General features: G+C 72.2%; 16 protein-coding genes and 1 pseudogene. 10 read left to right on the forward strand and 7 right to left on the reverse strand.

Annotation, left to right across the window (positions count from 1 at the left end; genetic code table 11):
- The first annotated feature begins 169 nt into the window (after positions 1 to 169).
- From KME66_RS27655 to KME66_RS27665, 3 genes are all read left to right on the forward strand, one after another.
- The gene (locus KME66_RS27655) at positions 170 to 1,768 is read left to right on the forward strand and encodes an ABC-F family ATP-binding cassette domain-containing protein (RefSeq protein ID WP_073217301.1); all 1,599 of its coding nucleotides are present in this window, start codon (positions 170 to 172) and stop codon (positions 1,766 to 1,768) included.
- Positions 1,769 to 2,108: 340 nt separating this feature from the next.
- Positions 2,109 to 2,330, forward strand: coding sequence for a helix-turn-helix domain-containing protein (locus tag KME66_RS27660; protein WP_006123601.1), 222 nt, complete (start codon positions 2,109 to 2,111; stop codon positions 2,328 to 2,330).
- Positions 2,331 to 2,472: 142 nt separating this feature from the next.
- A complete protein-coding gene (locus KME66_RS27665) occupies positions 2,473 to 3,264 on the forward strand; it encodes an enoyl-CoA hydratase/isomerase family protein (protein WP_073217298.1) in 792 nt (263 codons plus the stop codon).
- A 298-nt stretch (positions 3,265 to 3,562) separates the two neighbouring features.
- Here KME66_RS27665 and KME66_RS34475 read toward each other — a convergent pair.
- Positions 3,563 to 4,392: pseudogene (locus KME66_RS34475) on the reverse strand (hypothetical protein).
- Between the two features lie 93 nt (positions 4,393 to 4,485).
- Between KME66_RS34475 and KME66_RS27675 the strand changes: the two are divergent.
- Genes KME66_RS27675 through amaP form a run of 5 tightly spaced genes read left to right on the forward strand, consistent with a single transcriptional unit; the run spans position 4,486 to position 6,800 of the window.
- Complete coding sequence (locus tag KME66_RS27675) at positions 4,486 to 4,956, forward strand: Asp23/Gls24 family envelope stress response protein (protein WP_073217289.1); 471 nt, start codon at positions 4,486 to 4,488, stop codon at positions 4,954 to 4,956.
- Positions 4,957 to 5,000: 44 nt separating this feature from the next.
- Positions 5,001 to 5,192 (forward strand): hypothetical protein, encoded by a 192-nt coding sequence (locus tag KME66_RS27680; protein WP_006123598.1) that lies wholly within the window; start codon positions 5,001 to 5,003, stop codon positions 5,190 to 5,192.
- Positions 5,189 to 5,539 carry an Asp23/Gls24 family envelope stress response protein gene (locus tag KME66_RS27685; RefSeq protein WP_073217286.1) on the forward strand — a complete coding sequence of 117 codons (351 nt, stop codon included), beginning with the start codon at positions 5,189 to 5,191 and terminating at the stop codon, positions 5,537 to 5,539. Before KME66_RS27680 ends, KME66_RS27685 begins: the two co-directional genes overlap by 4 nt.
- Positions 5,536 to 6,216: a DUF6286 domain-containing protein gene (locus KME66_RS27690; protein ID WP_073217283.1), complete on the forward strand. Its 681-nt coding sequence runs from the start codon at positions 5,536 to 5,538 to the stop codon at positions 6,214 to 6,216. The genes KME66_RS27685 and KME66_RS27690 overlap by 4 nt, the downstream gene beginning before the upstream one ends.
- Before the next feature lie 5 nt (positions 6,217 to 6,221).
- Positions 6,222 to 6,800 (forward strand): alkaline shock response membrane anchor protein AmaP, encoded by a 579-nt coding sequence (gene amaP, locus KME66_RS27695; RefSeq protein ID WP_073217280.1) that lies wholly within the window; start codon positions 6,222 to 6,224, stop codon positions 6,798 to 6,800.
- Between the two features lie 34 nt (positions 6,801 to 6,834).
- Here amaP and KME66_RS27700 read toward each other — a convergent pair whose 3' ends face one another.
- The 5 genes from KME66_RS27700 to KME66_RS27720 form a co-directional block, all read right to left on the reverse strand.
- A complete protein-coding gene (locus KME66_RS27700) occupies positions 6,835 to 7,590 on the reverse strand; it encodes an SDR family oxidoreductase (RefSeq protein ID WP_216327167.1) in 756 nt (251 codons plus the stop codon).
- A 4-nt stretch (positions 7,591 to 7,594) separates the two neighbouring features.
- Positions 7,595 to 9,388, reverse strand: a complete 1,794-nt coding sequence (locus KME66_RS27705) for a glycoside hydrolase family 15 protein (RefSeq protein WP_216327170.1) — start codon at positions 9,386 to 9,388, stop codon at positions 7,595 to 7,597.
- Positions 9,389 to 9,456: 68 nt separating this feature from the next.
- On the reverse strand, positions 9,457 to 10,260 hold the full coding sequence (locus KME66_RS27710; RefSeq protein WP_073217270.1) for an SURF1 family protein: 804 nt from the start codon (positions 10,258 to 10,260) through the stop codon (positions 9,457 to 9,459).
- A 78-nt stretch (positions 10,261 to 10,338) separates the two neighbouring features.
- Entirely contained in the window at positions 10,339 to 10,572 is a 234-nt protein-coding gene (locus KME66_RS27715) for a hypothetical protein (RefSeq protein ID WP_006123591.1), read from the reverse strand.
- A gap of 63 nt (positions 10,573 to 10,635) precedes the next feature.
- Positions 10,636 to 11,664, reverse strand: a complete 1,029-nt coding sequence (locus KME66_RS27720; protein WP_073217268.1) for a DEDDh family exonuclease — start codon at positions 11,662 to 11,664, stop codon at positions 10,636 to 10,638.
- 263 nt (positions 11,665 to 11,927) lie between these two features.
- Between KME66_RS27720 and KME66_RS27725 the strand changes: the two genes are divergently transcribed.
- Both KME66_RS27725 and KME66_RS27730 read left to right on the forward strand, forming a co-directional pair.
- Entirely contained in the window at positions 11,928 to 12,941 is a 1,014-nt protein-coding gene (locus KME66_RS27725) for a sterol desaturase family protein (RefSeq protein WP_216327173.1), read from the forward strand.
- Positions 12,938 to 13,636, forward strand: coding sequence for a lysoplasmalogenase (locus tag KME66_RS27730; RefSeq protein WP_216327176.1), 699 nt, complete (start codon positions 12,938 to 12,940; stop codon positions 13,634 to 13,636). The genes KME66_RS27725 and KME66_RS27730 overlap by 4 nt, the downstream gene beginning before the upstream one ends.
- Positions 13,637 to 13,754: 118 nt before the next feature.
- On the opposite strand, the gene KME66_RS27735 is transcribed toward KME66_RS27730, so the two are convergent.
- Positions 13,755 to 15,293, reverse strand: coding sequence for a S8 family serine peptidase (locus tag KME66_RS27735; protein WP_216327179.1), 1,539 nt, complete (start codon positions 15,291 to 15,293; stop codon positions 13,755 to 13,757).
- Between the last annotated feature and the right edge of the window lie 282 nt (positions 15,294 to 15,575).

Genomic DNA, 15,575 nt, shown 5'->3' on the forward strand with positions numbered 1-15,575 from the left:
GTGCCGCCCGGGGCCGCGTGCCCGCCGGTCCGGGCCCGCCGGGCACGCGGAAAAGCAGTTGCGCACCGCCAGTAGAATGGGCCGTATGGCCTATCTCCTTGTGCATTAGCGGCGTCGAGAGACCTCCGCCCTCGTCCCTCCGCCGTCCTGACTGCCCTGGAGTTTTCCCGTGATCACCGCTTCCGGCATCGAGCTGCGCGCCGGCGCCCGCATCCTCATCGAATCCGCCTCCTTCCGCATCGCCAAGGGCGACCGCATCGGCCTCGTCGGGCGCAACGGAGCGGGTAAGACCACCCTCACCAAGTGCCTCGCGGGCGAGGGCGCCCCCGCGGCCGGCGCCATCACCACGTCCGGCGAGGTGGGCTACCTCCCGCAGGACCCGCGCACCGGTGACCTCGACGTCCTCGCCCGGGACCGCATCCTCTCCGCCCGTGGTCTCGACGAGATCCTGCGCAAGATGCACGAGAACGAGGACCGGATGGCGAACGGCAAGGGCGCCACCCGCGAGAAGGCGATGAAGAAGTACGAGCGCCTGGAGACGGAGTTCCTCACCAAGGGCGGGTACGCCGCCGAGGCCGAGGCCGCGACCATCGCCGCCGCGCTCAACCTGCCCGACCGGGTCCTCGGCCAGCCGCTGCACACGCTCTCCGGTGGTCAGCGCCGCCGCGTGGAGCTGGCCCGCATCCTCTTCTCGGACGCCGACACCCTGCTCCTGGACGAGCCGACCAACCACCTCGACGCCGACTCCATCGTCTGGCTCCGCGACTACCTCAAGTCCTACCGGGGCGGCTTCGTCGTGATCTCCCACGACGTCGAGCTCGTCGAGACGGTCGTCAACAAGGTCTTCTACCTCGACGCCAACCGGTCCCAGATCGACATCTACAACATGGGCTGGAAGCTCTACCAGCAGCAGCGCGAGGCCGACGAGAAGCGCCGCAAGCGCGAGCGCCAGAACGCCGAGAAGAAGGCCGCAGCCCTCAACTCGCAGGCCGACAAGATGCGCGCCAAGGCCACCAAGACCGTCGCCGCGCAGAACATGGCCAAGCGCGCCGACCGGCTGCTGGCGGGACTGGAGGCCGTCCGGGTCGCCGACAAGGTCGCCAAGCTCCGCTTCCCCGAGCCCGCCCCCTGCGGCAAGACCCCGCTGATGGCGGAGGGCCTGTCCAAGTCGTACGGCTCGCTGGAGATCTTCACCGACGTCGACCTCGCCATCGACAAGGGCTCCCGCGTCGTCATCCTCGGCCTCAACGGCGCCGGCAAGACCACGCTGCTGCGCCTCCTCGGCGGTGCGGAGAAGCCCGACACCGGCGAGATCATCCAGGGCCACGGCCTCAAGCTCGGCTACTACGCCCAGGAGCACGAGACGCTCGACCCGGAGCGCACGGTCCTGGAGAACATGCGCTCCGCCGCGCCCGACCTCGATCTCGTCGAGGTCCGCAAGACGCTCGGTTCCTTCCTCTTCTCCGGCGACGACGTCGACAAGCCCGCGGGCGTCCTCTCCGGCGGTGAGAAGACCCGGCTCGCGCTCGCGACCCTGGTCGTCTCCTCCGCCAACGTGCTCCTGCTCGACGAGCCGACGAACAACCTCGACCCCGCCAGCCGCGAGGAGATCCTCGGCGCGCTGCGCACCTACAAGGGCGCCGTCGTCCTCGTCACGCACGACGAAGGTGCTGTCGAGGCACTCCAGCCGGAGCGGATCATCCTGCTGCCGGACGGCGTCGAGGACCTCTGGGGAGCGGACTACCGCGACCTCGTCGCCCTCGCCTGATCCACCGGGGGCCCGCCCGATCCGCCGGGGATGGATCATTCGGCCTACGCGCGCTCCGTCATCTGTGTGAGGGCGTCTCGTACTCCGGTGGTGCGCCCGGCGCTCATCCGTCGCGCACCCCTTTTCCGGACGTCCTTCCCCGTACGGCCCTGACCTGCCGGTTCTCCGGCCGGTCAGGGCCGTACGCCCTGGTACGGCGATGGGAATCAGGGATTCCGCTCGTGTCGAAGCCCCTTTCGTCCGGGAAACCGCTCGCACCGACCTTGCCGAATGGGTGGCCAGGAAGCGCGGAAGGGGTGATCATGAGAAGTCCAGAGCGCACTTCCCCGAGGAGGCACGGGTGGCTGAGACTCTGAAGAAGGGCAGCCGGGTGACCGGCGCCGCGCGTGACAAGCTCGCGGCAGACCTGAAGAAGAAGTACGACTCCGGTGCGAGCATCAGGGCGCTGGCCGAGGAAACCGGCCGCTCCTACGGGTTCGTCCACCGGATGCTCAGTGAGTCCGGAGTGACGCTGCGGGGACGTGGCGGCGCGACCCGGGGCAAGAAGGCCGCTTCAGCCTGAGGGCCTTCGAGGTTTCGTCGTCGGCGTCATCCGGAACCGACGGAACAGGGGTGGCCACCCGGCTGACCGCAAGGTCGTCCGGGTGGTTACTGTTCAGTCACTTACTACCGAGTGCTGACTGCACCCCATCCGGAGGCGCCCCATGACCTCGATCGACCCTGTGCTCGACAAGGACGGCGTACGGCTCACCGTCGACGACGCCGTCGCCACGGTGACGCTCACCAACCCGGCCAAGCGCAACGCTCAGTCTCCCGCTCTGTGGCGGGCGTTGACGGAGGCCGGACGGGTGCTGCCCGGCACGGTTCGGGTCGTGGTCCTGCGCGGCGAGGGCAAGTCCTTCTCCGCGGGCCTCGACCGGCAGGCCTTCACCCCCGAAGGCTTCGACGGCGAGCCGTCGTTCCTCGACATGGCGCGCGGCCCGGAGGCCGAACTCGACGCGACCATCGCGGAGTACCAGGAGGCGTTCACCTGGTGGCGTCGCAACGACCTCGTGTCGATCGCGACGGTCCAGGGCCACGCCATCGGCGCCGGCTTCCAGCTCGCCCTCGCCTGCGATCTGCGGATCGTCGCCGAGGACGTGCAGTTCGCCATGCGCGAGACCAGCCTCGGCCTCGTTCCCGACCTCACGGGCACCCACCCCCTGGTGAACCTCGTGGGATACGCCCGCGCGCTCGAAATCTGCGCCACGGGCCGCTTCGTCCACGCGGAGGAGGCCGAGCGCACCGGCCTCGCCAACCTCGTCGTCCCCGCCGACCAGCTCGACGCCGCGGCCCGGGACCTGGCCGCGGCCCTGGTGGCAGCGCCCCGCGACGCCGTCGTCGAGACGAAGGCTCTCCTCGCCGGCGCGCTCTCGCGCGACTACGAGCAGCAGCGCGTCGCGGAGCGGGCCGCCCAGGGCCGTCGGCTCCGCGACCTGGCGGGGATCACCGACTGACATCCCGGGAGGCACCGCGAACGGCGGCCCCCCCCCACACGGCCCCCGACCGTGCCGCCGGACGCCGTCCCCCGTCGTACCGACCGCATGGCCGGACGCGACGCCCCGCCGCCGATCGCCGCCGCCCGGCGCGAGGGTGTCGGCGTCATCGTCGCCGTCACGCGGCGTTCCGGCGGGGCTTCGGCACCGCAGGACCCCACCAGGGGGCCGGTCGGAGCTGTCTCGCCGCGCGTCATCACCCGGAGCCTCCGCCCGGCCCGGTCGGCGGGTGGCCCGGCCCGCTTCGCCACCGTCGCCGTCACCCGGCAGCCGGGCCGGGTTCCGTCGCCGGAGCCCCGCCCGGCCCCACCACGTCCGTGACCAGCACCGATACCGGCAGCCGCGTCTCCGTGGCCGCCGCCACCGCCCTACGCACCGACCGGGCGACATCCAGCGCCCGGCTGTTCCCGGCCGTCGCCACCTCGACCCGTACGTGGTCCCGGGCGGTGTGCACCGGGCTGCCGAGGACCCGGGTCAGCGAGACCACGCCCGGCGCTCCGGCGGCGGCCGCCGCCACCGTGCCCTCCGGCTCCGCAGCACGGGCCGTCGACGTGGCCGGAGCCTCGGTCACCTGATCGGGCGTACCGTCCTCCAGCAATGCCGTCACCGTCAGGTCCACCTCGGCGATCTCCAGGCCCAGCCGGGCCGCGGCGGCCGTCAGGAGCGCCGCGCGCAGGGCCGCCGCGGTGTCCGGCAGCGGCCGGTCCGGGGCCGCCGAGAACTCCGCCTCGATCCGCAGGGGCCCCGGCGGCAGCGCGCTCGGCGGAGCCGGGGCCGCACCGAGCCGCCCCGGCCCTCCGGGGCCCGCGGAGCACCGGCTCCGTCCTCGGCGCCCGGCGCCGCTGCGTCCCCGGCGCCCGCCCCCGTACCCTCCCCGGGAGCCGCCTCCTCCGCCAGACCGATCCGCAGCTCCCCGAGCACCGCCCCGGGACGGGCCGCCGCCCCGCGCAGCACCGACGCGGCAGCCGTCTCCGCGATCCACACGCCGTCCGCCGGAGTGCCCAGCGGCAGCAGCCGGCCGAGCCCCAGCCGTTCCCGTACCCCAGCGGTCCATCCGTCGGCCCTCCACGGGCCCCGCGCCGTCGTCATCGCCCCAGCCTGCCGCATCCACGGCGCGGGATGGGGAAAGCGCACTTAACGTGGGCAAGGAAGTCCAACCCTGTCCCGAAGGGAAGAGTGGCGATGACCGAGAGCTCACAGCGCAACAACCCCACCGGCGGTTCGGGCGACAAGTCCCTCGGCAAACGCGGCGGCGGCGACCCCGGCACCCGGGGCCGTACCAGCATCGCGGACGGCGTCGTCGAGAAGATCGCCGGGATGGCGGCACGCGACGTCGGCGGCGTCCACGCCATGGGAAGCGGCCTGTCGCGCACGTTCGGCGCGGTCCGCGACCGGGTCCCCGGCGGCGGCAAGTCCGTCACCCGCGGTGTGAAGGCCGAGGTCGGCGAGTCCCAGGCGGCCCTCGACCTGGAGATCGTCGTCGACTACGGCGTGTCCATCGCCGACGTGGCCCGCGACGTCCGCGAGAACGTCGTCGCCGCGGTCGAGCGGATGACCGGCCTCGAAGTCGTCGAGGTCAACATCGCGGTCAGCGACGTCAAGCTGCCCGACGAGGACGACGACGAGGACGAGACCGAGCAGCGGGTCCAGTAGCCCTTCCGCACCTCCGTCGCACGGCAGTTGAGGAGAGAGACACGATGAGCATGGCTGTCGCCGGCCTGTTGGCCGGCATGGCGCTCGGGTTCGCCGGATACTTCGGCGGCTTCGGAGCCTTCGTCCTGGTGGCCGCGCTGGGCGCGATCGGCTTCATCGCCGGCCGCTTCCTGGACGGTGACCTGGAGCCCGGCGACTTCTTCCGGAGTCGCGAGCGCGGCGACCGGCGACGGTGACGGCGGTGACCGGCCGGGTCGCCGCCGCCGAACGGGGCGAGACCCGGATCGCCGACCGTGTCGTCGCCAAGATCGCCGCCCACGCGGCGAAGGAGGCGGTCGAGGAACCGCCCGCGGACGGCGCACCGCCGCGTGCCACGGTCACCGTGCACCGTGACACGGCCCGGGTCCGGGTCAGTCTGGAGCTCGGCTATCCCAGCGACATCGGCCGCCAGTGCGGTGCCGTACGCCGCCGGGTCGCCCAACGGGTCACGACACTGGCCGGCATGGAGGTGCCCGAAGTGGCCGTCCAGGTCGAGCGGCTGCATCCCGCCGGAGCGAACGCCGCACACGGGAGGATCCGATGACCGAACCCGGCGACCCGACCGGCTCCACCCGGCGGATGCCCACCGTGGAGCAGAGCGACGACGCGCACACCCCGGCCCCGGACGCGCCGGGTGAGGCGCGCGAACCGGTCCCCACTCTGGACCAGGGCGACGGCCGGGCCGGCCGTTTCTGGTCCGCGCGCCGGGTCCCGGCCGCCCTGTCGGCCCTCGTGCTGCTCGGCGCGGCCGGACTGCTCCTCTACGACATCGCCGCCGTACGGGCCGGCCATCCGGCCATGCAGTGGCGGCGCTCCCTCGCCGACGGCCTGGCCGAACAGCGCCTCGAGGACACCCCCGTGCTCATCGGAGCCGGGGTGGCCGCGGCGCTCGGCCTCTGGCTGATGCTGCTGGCCCTCACCCCCGGACTGCGCGACCTGCTGCCGATGCGCCGCGACCGCGCCGACGTCCGGGCCGGACTCGACCGCACCGCCGCGGCCCTCGTGCTGCGCGACCGCGCCGTGGAGGTCTCCGGTGTGCAGTCCGTACGGGTCAGGATGGGGCGGCGGAAGGCGAAGGTGCGGGCACTCTCGCACTTCCGGGAGCTCGACGACGTGAAAGGCGACCTGGACGCCGCGTTGGAGAACGCCGTCCTGGAACTGGGCCTCGCCAGACCCCCGGCCCTCTCCGTCCAGGTGCACCGACCGGCGAAGAAGGGATGAGCCGCATGCGCTCCACCGTCAACCGGGTCCTGCTGGCCCTGGCCGGGCTGGTGCTGGTGGTCGTCGGCGGGGCCGTGCTCGCCACCGGCCTCGGCGCGTCCGTACCGTCCTGGTGGCCCTGGGACGGCAGGGGCGATGTGCTGCTGAGCGCGGCCGACCGGCAGCGCTGGCGCGACGACGGCTGGTGGTGGCCGACCGTCATCGCCGTCCTGGCCGTCCTGGTGGTCCTCGCCCTGTGGTGGTTCCTCGCCCAGTTCCGCCGCGGCCGGCTCACCGAGGTCCTGGTGGACAGCGGCGACGGCGAGGGCGCCCGGCTCCGGGGCCGGGCCCTGGAGGGCGTGCTCGCCGCGGAGTCGGGCGAACTGGACGGAGTGGCCCGCGCCCAGGCGATGCTGACCGGCCGCCGCACCGCGCCCCGGTCCCGGCTCCGGCTGCAGCTGGAGCCGCACGCCGCGCCGCTCGGGACGCTGCAGGCGGTCGCCGACGGGGCGCTGGCGCACGCACGCGATTCGGCCGGTCTGGACGAACTTCCCGCCGAGGTGCGCCTCAAGGCCGTCAAGCACCGCGCGGAACGGGTGTCCTGACGGCCCAGGGGCGTACGGCCGGGAGTCCCGGCGGTCAGAAGCCGTGCCGGAATCCGCCGTCGACGGGGACCATGATGCCCGTCAGATAGGAGGCGGCGGGGGAGAGCAGGAAGGCCGCGGTCTTCCCGAACTCCTCGGGCGTCCCGTAGCGCCGCAGCGGGATCCGTGCCTCGTTCGCCGTGCGGGCGGCCTCCGCGTCGCCGGACAGCGCGTCCAGCTCGCGGACCCGGTCGGTGTCGATCCGGGCGGGCAGCACGCCCACCACCCGGATACCGCGCGGGCCCAGCTCGTCGGCGAGCGACTTGGCGAAGCCGGCGAGGCCGGGACGCAGCCCGTTGGAGATGGTCAGCCCCGCGATCGGCTCGTGGACCGAACCGGAGAGCACGAAGCCGATCACCCCGCCCTCACCGAGCGCGGCCGCGGCCGTCCGGGCCAGCCGTACCGCGCCCAGGAACACCGTCTCGAACGCCGTCTGCCACTGGTCGTCCGTGTTGTCCGCCAGGAAGCCGGGGGCGGGCCCGCCGACGCTGACGAGGATGCCGTCGAGCCGCCCGAAGCGTTCCCGCGCCGTGTCCACCAGGCGCTGGGCGGCGCTCGGGTCGGCGTTGTCCGCGGCGATCCCCAGCACGTCCCCGCCCAGCTCGGCGGCGGCCTCCTCGACGGACTGCTCGTCCCGGCCGGTGATGATCACCTTCGCGCCGTCGGCGGCCAGCGCCCGTGCCGTGGCGTTGCCGAGGCCCCGGGTCGCTCCGGTGACGATGTAGACGCGGTCCTTCAATCCAAGATCCATGGCCCTATCCTGCCGGGTCGTCCCCGCCGAGGTCGACAGCCGAGTTCACCAGTCCGATATGGCTGAAGGCCTGCGGGAAGTTGCCGAGCTGCCGTCCCGCCGCCACGTCGTACTCCTCCGCCAGCAGCCCCATGTCGTTGCGCAGCTGGAGCAGGTGCTCGAACAGCTCCCGCGCCTCGTCCGTTCTGCCGATCCGCTGCAACGCGTCCACCAGCCAGAACGAGCAGGCGAGGAACGCTCCCTCGTCGCCCGGCAGCCCGTCCACCGAACCGCCGTCCGTGCTGTAGCGGCGGACCAGCCCGTCGCTGCCCAGCTCGTCGCGGACCGCCTCGACCGTGCCGATCACCCGGGGGTCGTCCGGCGGCAGGAAACCGGTCCGCACGATGAGCAGCGTCGCGGCGTCCAGCTCCCGCGACCCGTAGGACTGGGTGAAGGTGTTCCGCTTGGGGTCGTACCCCTTCGCGCAGACCTCGGCGTGCACGGCGTCCCGCATCGCCCGCCACCGGTCCGCGTCGCCCGGCAGCTCCGGGTTCTCCTCCAGCGAGCGGACCGCCCGGTCGGCGGCGACCCAGGCCATCACCTTGGAGTGCACGAAGTGCCGCCGCGCGCCGCGGATCTCCCACAGCCCCTCGTCCGGCTCGCGCCAGGTCGACTCCAGGAAGCCGAGCAGGCTGAGCTGGAGGTTCCAGGCGTGCGGCTTGTCGTCGAGCCCGGCGACGCGGGCGAGCCGGAGCGCGTCGATGACCTCGCCGTACACATCGAGCTGACGTTGCCGCACGGCCGCGTTCCCGGTCCGCACCGGACGGGACTGGTCGTACCCGGCGAGCCAGGGAAGCTCCACCTCGGGCAGCCGGCGCTCGCCCGCCAGCCCGTACATGATCTGGAGGTCGGCCGGGTCCCCCGCGACGGCCCGCAGCAGCCAGTCCCGCCAGGCCGCCGCCTCCTCCAGATAGCCGGCCGAGACCATCGCCCCGAGGGTCAGTGTGGCGTCCCGCAGCCAGCAGAAGCGGTAGTCCCAGTTCCGTACGCCGCCGATCTCCTCCGGCAGCGACGTGGTCGGGGCCGCCACGATGCCGCCGGTCGGGGCGTACGTCAGCGCCTTGAGCGTGATCAGCGAACGCAGTACGGCCTCGCGATAGGGCCCCTCGTAGGTGCACCGCGCGGTCCACTTCGCCCAGTCGTGCAGGGTGTGCTTCAGCGCCTTGTGCGGGTCGACCAGCTTCGGGCGCGGCGAGTGCGAGGGGTGCCAGGTCAGCACGAACGCCACGCTCTCGCCCTCGGTGACGGTGAACGAGGAGCAGGTGCTGAACTGCTGGCCCCACGTCTTCACGGGCGGCTCGCTGCGCAGCCACACGGAGTCGGGCCCGGCGATGGCGACCCGGTGATCGTCGGACTTGCGGACCCAGGGCACCACGGAACCGAAGTCGAAGCGCAGGCGCAGCACCGAGCTCATGTCGACGGTGCCGCTGACGCCCTCGACGATCCGCATCAGGTCCGGCGCCTTGTCGCGCTGCGGCATGAAGTCGATGACCTTCACCGTGCCGGTCCGCGTCTGCCAGTACGTCTCCAGGACCAGCGAGTCCTTGACGTAGGCGCGCCGGGTACAGGTGTCCGAGGGGCCCGCTCCCCGGGGCGCGATGCGCCAGTGGCCGTTCTCCTCGGTGCCGAGCAGGGCGGCGAAGCAGGCGCCGGAATCGAAGCGGGGCAGGCAGAGCCAGTCGACGGAACCGTTCCTGCCGATGAGCGCGGCGGTCTGGAGATCGCCGATCAGGGCGTAGTCCTCGATACGTGGGGTCACGCCTGGCGTTTTCCCGAACCGGGCCTCCGTCAACCAGCCCGCGTGCCCCGACGGGTGTGGAGCATGTCTCAGGCGCTCGCCGGTTCGGGCTGCCCGGGGGCGTCCGCCGTCGCCTTCCCGGCCGCGGCCTGCTCGCGGTCGCGCCTCTCGCGGCGTACGAGAACGATCCAGCCGACCGGGACGGCCGCGACGAACAGCCACCACTGGACGGCGTAGGCCATGTGCGGGCCGATCGAGCTGTCGTCGGGGCGGGCGATCCGTTCGGGCAGCTCACCCGGCGGCGTGGGCCCGGTCTGCTCGATGTATCCGCCGAGAACCTGCCGGGACAGCAGCTGGGACTGCTGCTCGCTGTTGATCAGCATCACCTGCCGGTCCGGCAGCCCCGCCAGGTCCTTGATGCCGCTGCTGCCGGTCGTCTCGTCCGCCTTGAGACGTCCGGTGACGGTCACTTCTCCCCGGGGCGCGGGCGGCACGTCGGGGAAGGCGGTCTGGTTCGGCGCGGCCGGGACCCAGCCCCGGTTGACCAGGACGGTGCCGCCGTCCTTGAGGTCCAGCGGGGTGAGGACGTGTACGCCGATGCGGTCGTCGTCCGAGGTCCGGCGGCGGACGACCACCTCGTGCTCGGTGTCGAAGGTGCCCGTCGCGGTGACCGTCCGCCAGTAGTCCGTGCGGGGGACGGTGTGCCCGGCGGAGGTGAGGTCGGTGACCGGGACCGGCCGCGCGTCGAGGTTCCGCGAGATCAGCGCGTTCTGCTCGACCCGGTGCTCGTGCTTGTGGAACTGCCAGAAACCCAGCTCGATCATCGTCGGGATCAGCGCGAGACCGAGCAGGGTGAGGATCACCCACTGCCGGGTCAACAGGAAGCGGTACACCCCATGACCGTACAGCCGGGGTCATGGGGTGCGGCACTCAGGGGTACTGCCGGGAAAGCCCGGCCATCAGGCGATCCATCACACTTTGTCCACGATGCCCGCCTTCCCTTCCGCGCGGGCGCAGTGGGCGCCGCAGTACCAGTGCCCGTCGGCCTCGACGCCCTGCCCGATCACCTGGACCCGGCAGTGCTCGCAGATCGGCGCCATGCGGTGGATGGCGCAGGAGAAGCAGTCGAAGACGTGCACCGCACCCTGTGCGTGCACCTCGAAGGACATGCCGTAGTCGTTTCCGCAAACCTCACAACGTGCCATGCGCCACAGGGTGGGACGCCGGGCCGCCCCGGGCGAGCGGCTGCCGGGCGAGTCGTGCCCGGTTCACTCCGATGACGCGGTCGGCTCCGGCGGCGCGGACGCCTGCTGCGGCAGGACCGCCCGGTCGGCGGGGGCCACATCGCGCAGCAGATGGGTGAAGGCGCTCTCCTCCAGGATCGGCGTGCCGAAGGACCTGGCCTTCTGCGTCTTGGAGGTGGCCGCGTCCGGATCGTTGGTCACCAGCAGACTGGTCAGCCGCGACACGCTCGTCGCCACATGGAGCCCGGCCTCGATCGCCCGGTCCTCCAGCAGCTCCCGGTCGACCGAGGTGTCCCCGGAGAAGGCCACCCGCATCCCCTGCTTGAGCGGCTTCTCCTTCTCGTACCGCCCCGGGTTGGGATACGGGCAGGCCGGCCGCTTGCGCGAGGGCCGCCAGCTGTTCGGCTGCCGCGCGGTCCGATACCCGACGCGCGGGGTGACGGGGGAGTCGGACCACTCGGTCAGCGGCCGGCACTCCAGCAACGGCAGCCGCACCCCGCCCCGGGCCGCCGCGTGCAGACTCGGCCGGAACGCCTCGGCCAGCACCCGCGCGTCGTCCAGGGCGTGGTGGGCCTGCTGCTGGACGACCCCGAAGTGCGCGGCGAGGGAGGCCAGCTTGTGGTTGGGCAGCGGCAGCCGCAGCTCCTTGGCCAGCGCGATCGTGCACAGCCTCTGCTCGACCGGGGCGACGACCGAGGCCCGGGCGTACTCCCGGGCGATCATCGACCAGTCGAACGCCGCGTTGTGCGCCACGAGCACCCGGTCCGCGAGCCGGGCGGACAACTCCTCGGCCACCTCGGGAAAGCGCGGCGCGCCTTCGAGCACGTCGCTCGTCAGTCCGTGGATCCAGACGGGCCCGGGGTCGCGCTCCGGGTTGACCAGCGTGTACCAGTGGTCCTCGACGTCGCCCAGGGCGTCCAGCCGGTAGACGGCGGCGGAGATGATCCGGTCGTCGCGGGCGAGGCCGGTGGTCTCCACGTCGACGACCGCGTACCCCTGCGGGTAGGCGGTCGGCCACGGTGCGGCTGTCTGGCGGTCGTCGAGCATGGTCACAGAGAATACGGGCCGCGACTGACAGTCCCCTATTCGGCGGTCCTTCGGGGGGCGGGCCGGGGGCGACGTGCGAGGCGTTCGGTCGGGAAGGGGGCAACCTCCCTGTCGGACAAGCGCGTTCCTCTCTCTCGGCTGCCCGTGTCCCGCAGATCCCGCGACGCGGGTTCTTGGCAGAAGGTGCCAAAGACTGCTGACAGCAGGTCTCGCATACTTGTGGGTAACAACCTCTAGCCCTCACCGACCGACGGCTCTACGGTGCTCGCATGGAGCCGAACCTGCCCGATGTCGTGCTGTGGTCAATACCGGCCTTCGTGCTGCTCACCGTGATCGAGATGGTCAGCTACCGCCTCCATCCGGACGAGGAAGCGGCCGGATACGAGACCAGGGACGCCGCCACCAGCGTCACCATGGGGCTCGGCAGCCTGGGCTTCGACCTGCTGTGGAAGATCCCCATCCTGGCGATCTACATGGGCGTCTACGAGCTGACGCCGCTGCGGGTGCCCGTGCTGTGGTGGACCGTCCTGCTGATGCTCCTCGCCCAGGACTTCTTCTACTACTGGTCCCACCGCGGCCACCACGTGATCCGCATCCTGTGGGCCTGCCACGTGGTGCACCACTCCAGCGAGAAGTTCAACCTCACCACCGCGCTGCGCCAGCCCTGGACGTCCGCGACCGTCTGGCCGTTCTACCTGCCGCTGATCGCCTGCGGCGTCCACCCGGCGGCGCTCGCGTTCTGCCAGTCGGCCAACCTCGTCTACCAGTTCTGGGTGCACACCGAGCGGGTCGGCAAGCTCCCGCGCCCCTTCGAGTACGTCCTCAACACGCCCTCCCACCACCGCGTCCACCACGCCTCGCAGGGCGGCTACCTGGACCGCAACTACGGCGGCATCCTGATCATCTGGGACCGGATGTTCGGCTCCTTCGCGGAGGAGGCCGAGCGGCCCGTCTACGGGCTCACCAAGAACATCTCCACCTACAACCCGCTGCGCGTCGCGACCCACGAGTACGCCGCCATCGCCCGGGACGTCCGGGCCGCCGACACCTGGGGCGAGCGGGCCGGCCGGGTCTTCCGCGGGCCGGGCTGGCAGCCGGCGGCGAAGGCGGGACGGGCGAGGACGGAGGCGCCACAGGCGAAGGCGGCGGCCACGGCGCCCACGGACACCGCGGCGGCCACGCCCCTCGCGTCCGCCTCGGTCACCACGACCCTCGCACCCGCCACGTCCACGCCGGAGAGCCTGCCCTCGCCGCAGGCCACCGCCCCGGAACGCGCCCTGTGACCGCCACCGCCGCCCGCTCCGACGCCACCGCGGCCGGCGGGCGAGCCGAGCGCTTCGCCCGCCCCGTGCTCCTCACCTTCCTTCTCGTCGCCGCGGCCGACCTGGCCGGGCTCATCGCCGGGGCCGGGACCATCCACCTGATCGCCAAGCCGCTGCTGATGCCGCTGCTCGCCGGGTACGCGGCGCTGCGCGGCGCACCCCGGCTCCTCGTCGCGGCCCTGCTGTTCGGGTGGGGCGGCGACGTCTTCCTGCTCGCCGATCACGACCTGGCCTTCCTCGTCGGCATGGGCTCGTTCGCCGTCGGCCACGTCTGCTACCTGACGCTGTTCGGGCGGGGGGAGGGCCGGGACCCGGGAGGTTCCCGGTCCCCGGCGCGCCTGGTCACGGGGGCCGGGTACGCCGTCGTCCTCGTCGTCTTCCTCGTGCTGATCTGGCCGGACCTCCCGGCGGACCTGCGGATCCCGCTCACCGGCTACAGCCTGCTGCTCACCGCCATGGCCTGGCGGGCGGGCGTGTTCGGCACGTACGCGGCGGTCGGCGGCGGGCTCTTCCTGCTCTCCGACGCCCTCATCGCCACCGGCATCGCCGAGTGGCCGCAGGCGCCCGCCCCCGACTTCTGGGTGATGCTCACCTACATCGCCGCACAGGCCCTGCTGACCTTCGGGGTGCTCACGCGGCGGACGCCGAAGGCGTGAACCGGCGACCTGCGAGGGCGTGAACCGGCGAAAGCCGTGGGCGTGAGCCCGGAGGAATGCCCGAGGGGCCGGGGGAGAACGTTCTCCCCCGGCCCCTCGGCCGTACCGCGGTGTGCTGCTACCAGCGCACCGCGTCCAGCGCGTCCACCACTCCGGCCCCGTAGAAGCCGTTGTAGTTCTTGCCGCCCTCGCAGACCGCGTCGATGACGCCGTCACCGTTGATGTCGTACGGCTCGCCGCACGCCTTCGCGTCCGCCTCCACCGTCAGCAGCGCCTTGACGGCGGCCGGCGAAGCGTAGGGGTGCTTCGACTTGATCAGCGCCACGACGCCCGCGACGTGCGGGGACGCCATCGACGTACCCGCCTTGTAGCCGAACTTGCCGCCCGGCAGCGTGGAGAGGATCAGGCCGCTGACGGCGGGCGCGTCCGGGGTCTGGTAGACCGTCGAGTCGCCGCCCGGGGCCGCCACGTCGATGACGCCCCTGCCGTAGTTCGAGTACGAGGACTTCAGGCCCTTCGCGCCCGTGGCGGAGACCGTCACGACGCCCGGCAGCATGGTCGGGATGTCCAGGCAGATGCTCGGGTCGATCGTCCGCGTGACCGGCTCGGTGTCGTTCGGGCTGGTCGTGTCCTCAATCGCGTCGACCGCCAGGTCGTGACGGGAGTTGCCCGCCGCCGCGACGTTCACCGTGCCCTTGCGCTCCGCGTACTTCACGGCACGGGTGAGCGCCTCGACCAGGGCGCCCTGGTCGGCGTCGTTCTTGCAGTTGAACAGCCACGGGTCGGTGTAATAGCTGTTGTTGGTCACCTCGACGCCGTGATCGGCGGCCCAGAGGAACCCGCAGACGACGGCCTCGGTGTAGAAGAACCCGTCCGGGTTCGACACCTTGATGCCCGACACCTTCACGCCCGGCGCGACACCGGTGACGCCGAAGCCGTTCTTCGCGGCGGCGATGGTGCCCGCGACGTGCGTGCCGTGGTCGCTCTCGCCCGCCGCCGGACGCCAGGAGCCGGCGGTGGTGTCCGGAGCGCCCGACACGCAGTTCGCCGAGGCGCGCTCGTCGAAGTTGGGGGCCAGGTCCGGGTGGGTGTCGTCGACGCCCGTGTCGATGACGGCGACCGTCACCTTCCTCGAGCCCAGCGACTTCTGGTGCGCCTTGTCCGCCTTGATCGCGGGCAGCGACCACTGGAGCGGCTCCAGCGGGTCCTCGCCGGCCTTCGCGTCCGCGGCGGCGGCCGCCGCCTGCTCGGCGGTGAGCGGCTCCGCTATCGAGCCGACGTCCTTCGTGGCCTGGGGCACGATCGGGTTCGTGCGGGTGGCGCCCGCCGACTCCACGCCCCGTGCGCGACGGATCGTTTCGCCGAAGGCCGGGTTCTGCGAGTGGACGACGATGACGCCGATCTGCTCATAGGTGATGACGACGGTGCCGCCCGCCTTGGCGATCGCCTTCTTGACCTTCTTCACCGTGCCGTGGCCGCCCCGGACGTTGACCACGTACGACAGCTTCGGTCCGTCGGTCCGCACGCTCACGGCGGCCTGCTCGCCGGTGGGCGCCGCCGCGGCCGTCGCCGTCGGCAGGAAGCCGATCGAGGCGGTCAGTGCGAGTCCGAGAGGCACCGCGAGTGCGCGGGTCCGTCTCGATGCCAGATGAGCCATGGGTTCTCCACATCATCCGTGCCGAACGACCGGACACCTGGCGTGTTCGGTCGCGTACATGACGAGTGAAGCTATCGCTGATCATCCCGGCACATCAACGTTTACGGGCAAGTGAGTTCGAAGAGTGACCGATGCGGCCGAATGTGAGCGGGTGACGCCCCGCCGACCGGCCCTGCGGCGACACCCCCGGGAAGGCGAACGAGAAGGCGAAAGACACCGTGAACCGCTTCGTCGCGCCCTCCGTGCCGTTGTCCAGGAGGTACATCACCGTCCCCCGCCGGC

Origin of the sequence: Streptomyces sp. YPW6, from assembly GCF_018866325.1 — a bacterium.
Lineage (GTDB): Bacteria > Actinomycetota > Actinomycetes > Streptomycetales > Streptomycetaceae > Streptomyces.

Coding starts and splice junctions, on each gene's coding strand:
- KME66_RS27665 (WP_073217298.1), top strand. CDS start 2,473: ATGACCTCGATCGACCCTGTGCTCGACAAGGACGGCGTACGGCTCACC.
- KME66_RS27675 (WP_073217289.1), top strand. CDS start 4,486: ATGACCGAGAGCTCACAGCGCAACAACCCCACCGGCGGTTCGGGCGAC.
- KME66_RS27680 (WP_006123598.1), top strand. CDS start 5,001: ATGAGCATGGCTGTCGCCGGCCTGTTGGCCGGCATGGCGCTCGGGTTC.
- KME66_RS27690 (WP_073217283.1), top strand. CDS start 5,536: ATGACCGAACCCGGCGACCCGACCGGCTCCACCCGGCGGATGCCCACC.
- amaP (WP_073217280.1), top strand. CDS start 6,222: ATGCGCTCCACCGTCAACCGGGTCCTGCTGGCCCTGGCCGGGCTGGTG.
- KME66_RS27700 (WP_216327167.1), bottom strand. CDS start 7,590: ATGGATCTTGGATTGAAGGACCGCGTCTACATCGTCACCGGAGCGACC.
- KME66_RS27715 (WP_006123591.1), bottom strand. CDS start 10,572: ATGGCACGTTGTGAGGTTTGCGGAAACGACTACGGCATGTCCTTCGAG.
- KME66_RS27725 (WP_216327173.1), top strand. CDS start 11,928: ATGGAGCCGAACCTGCCCGATGTCGTGCTGTGGTCAATACCGGCCTTC.
- KME66_RS27735 (WP_216327179.1), bottom strand. CDS start 15,293: ATGGCTCATCTGGCATCGAGACGGACCCGCGCACTCGCGGTGCCTCTC.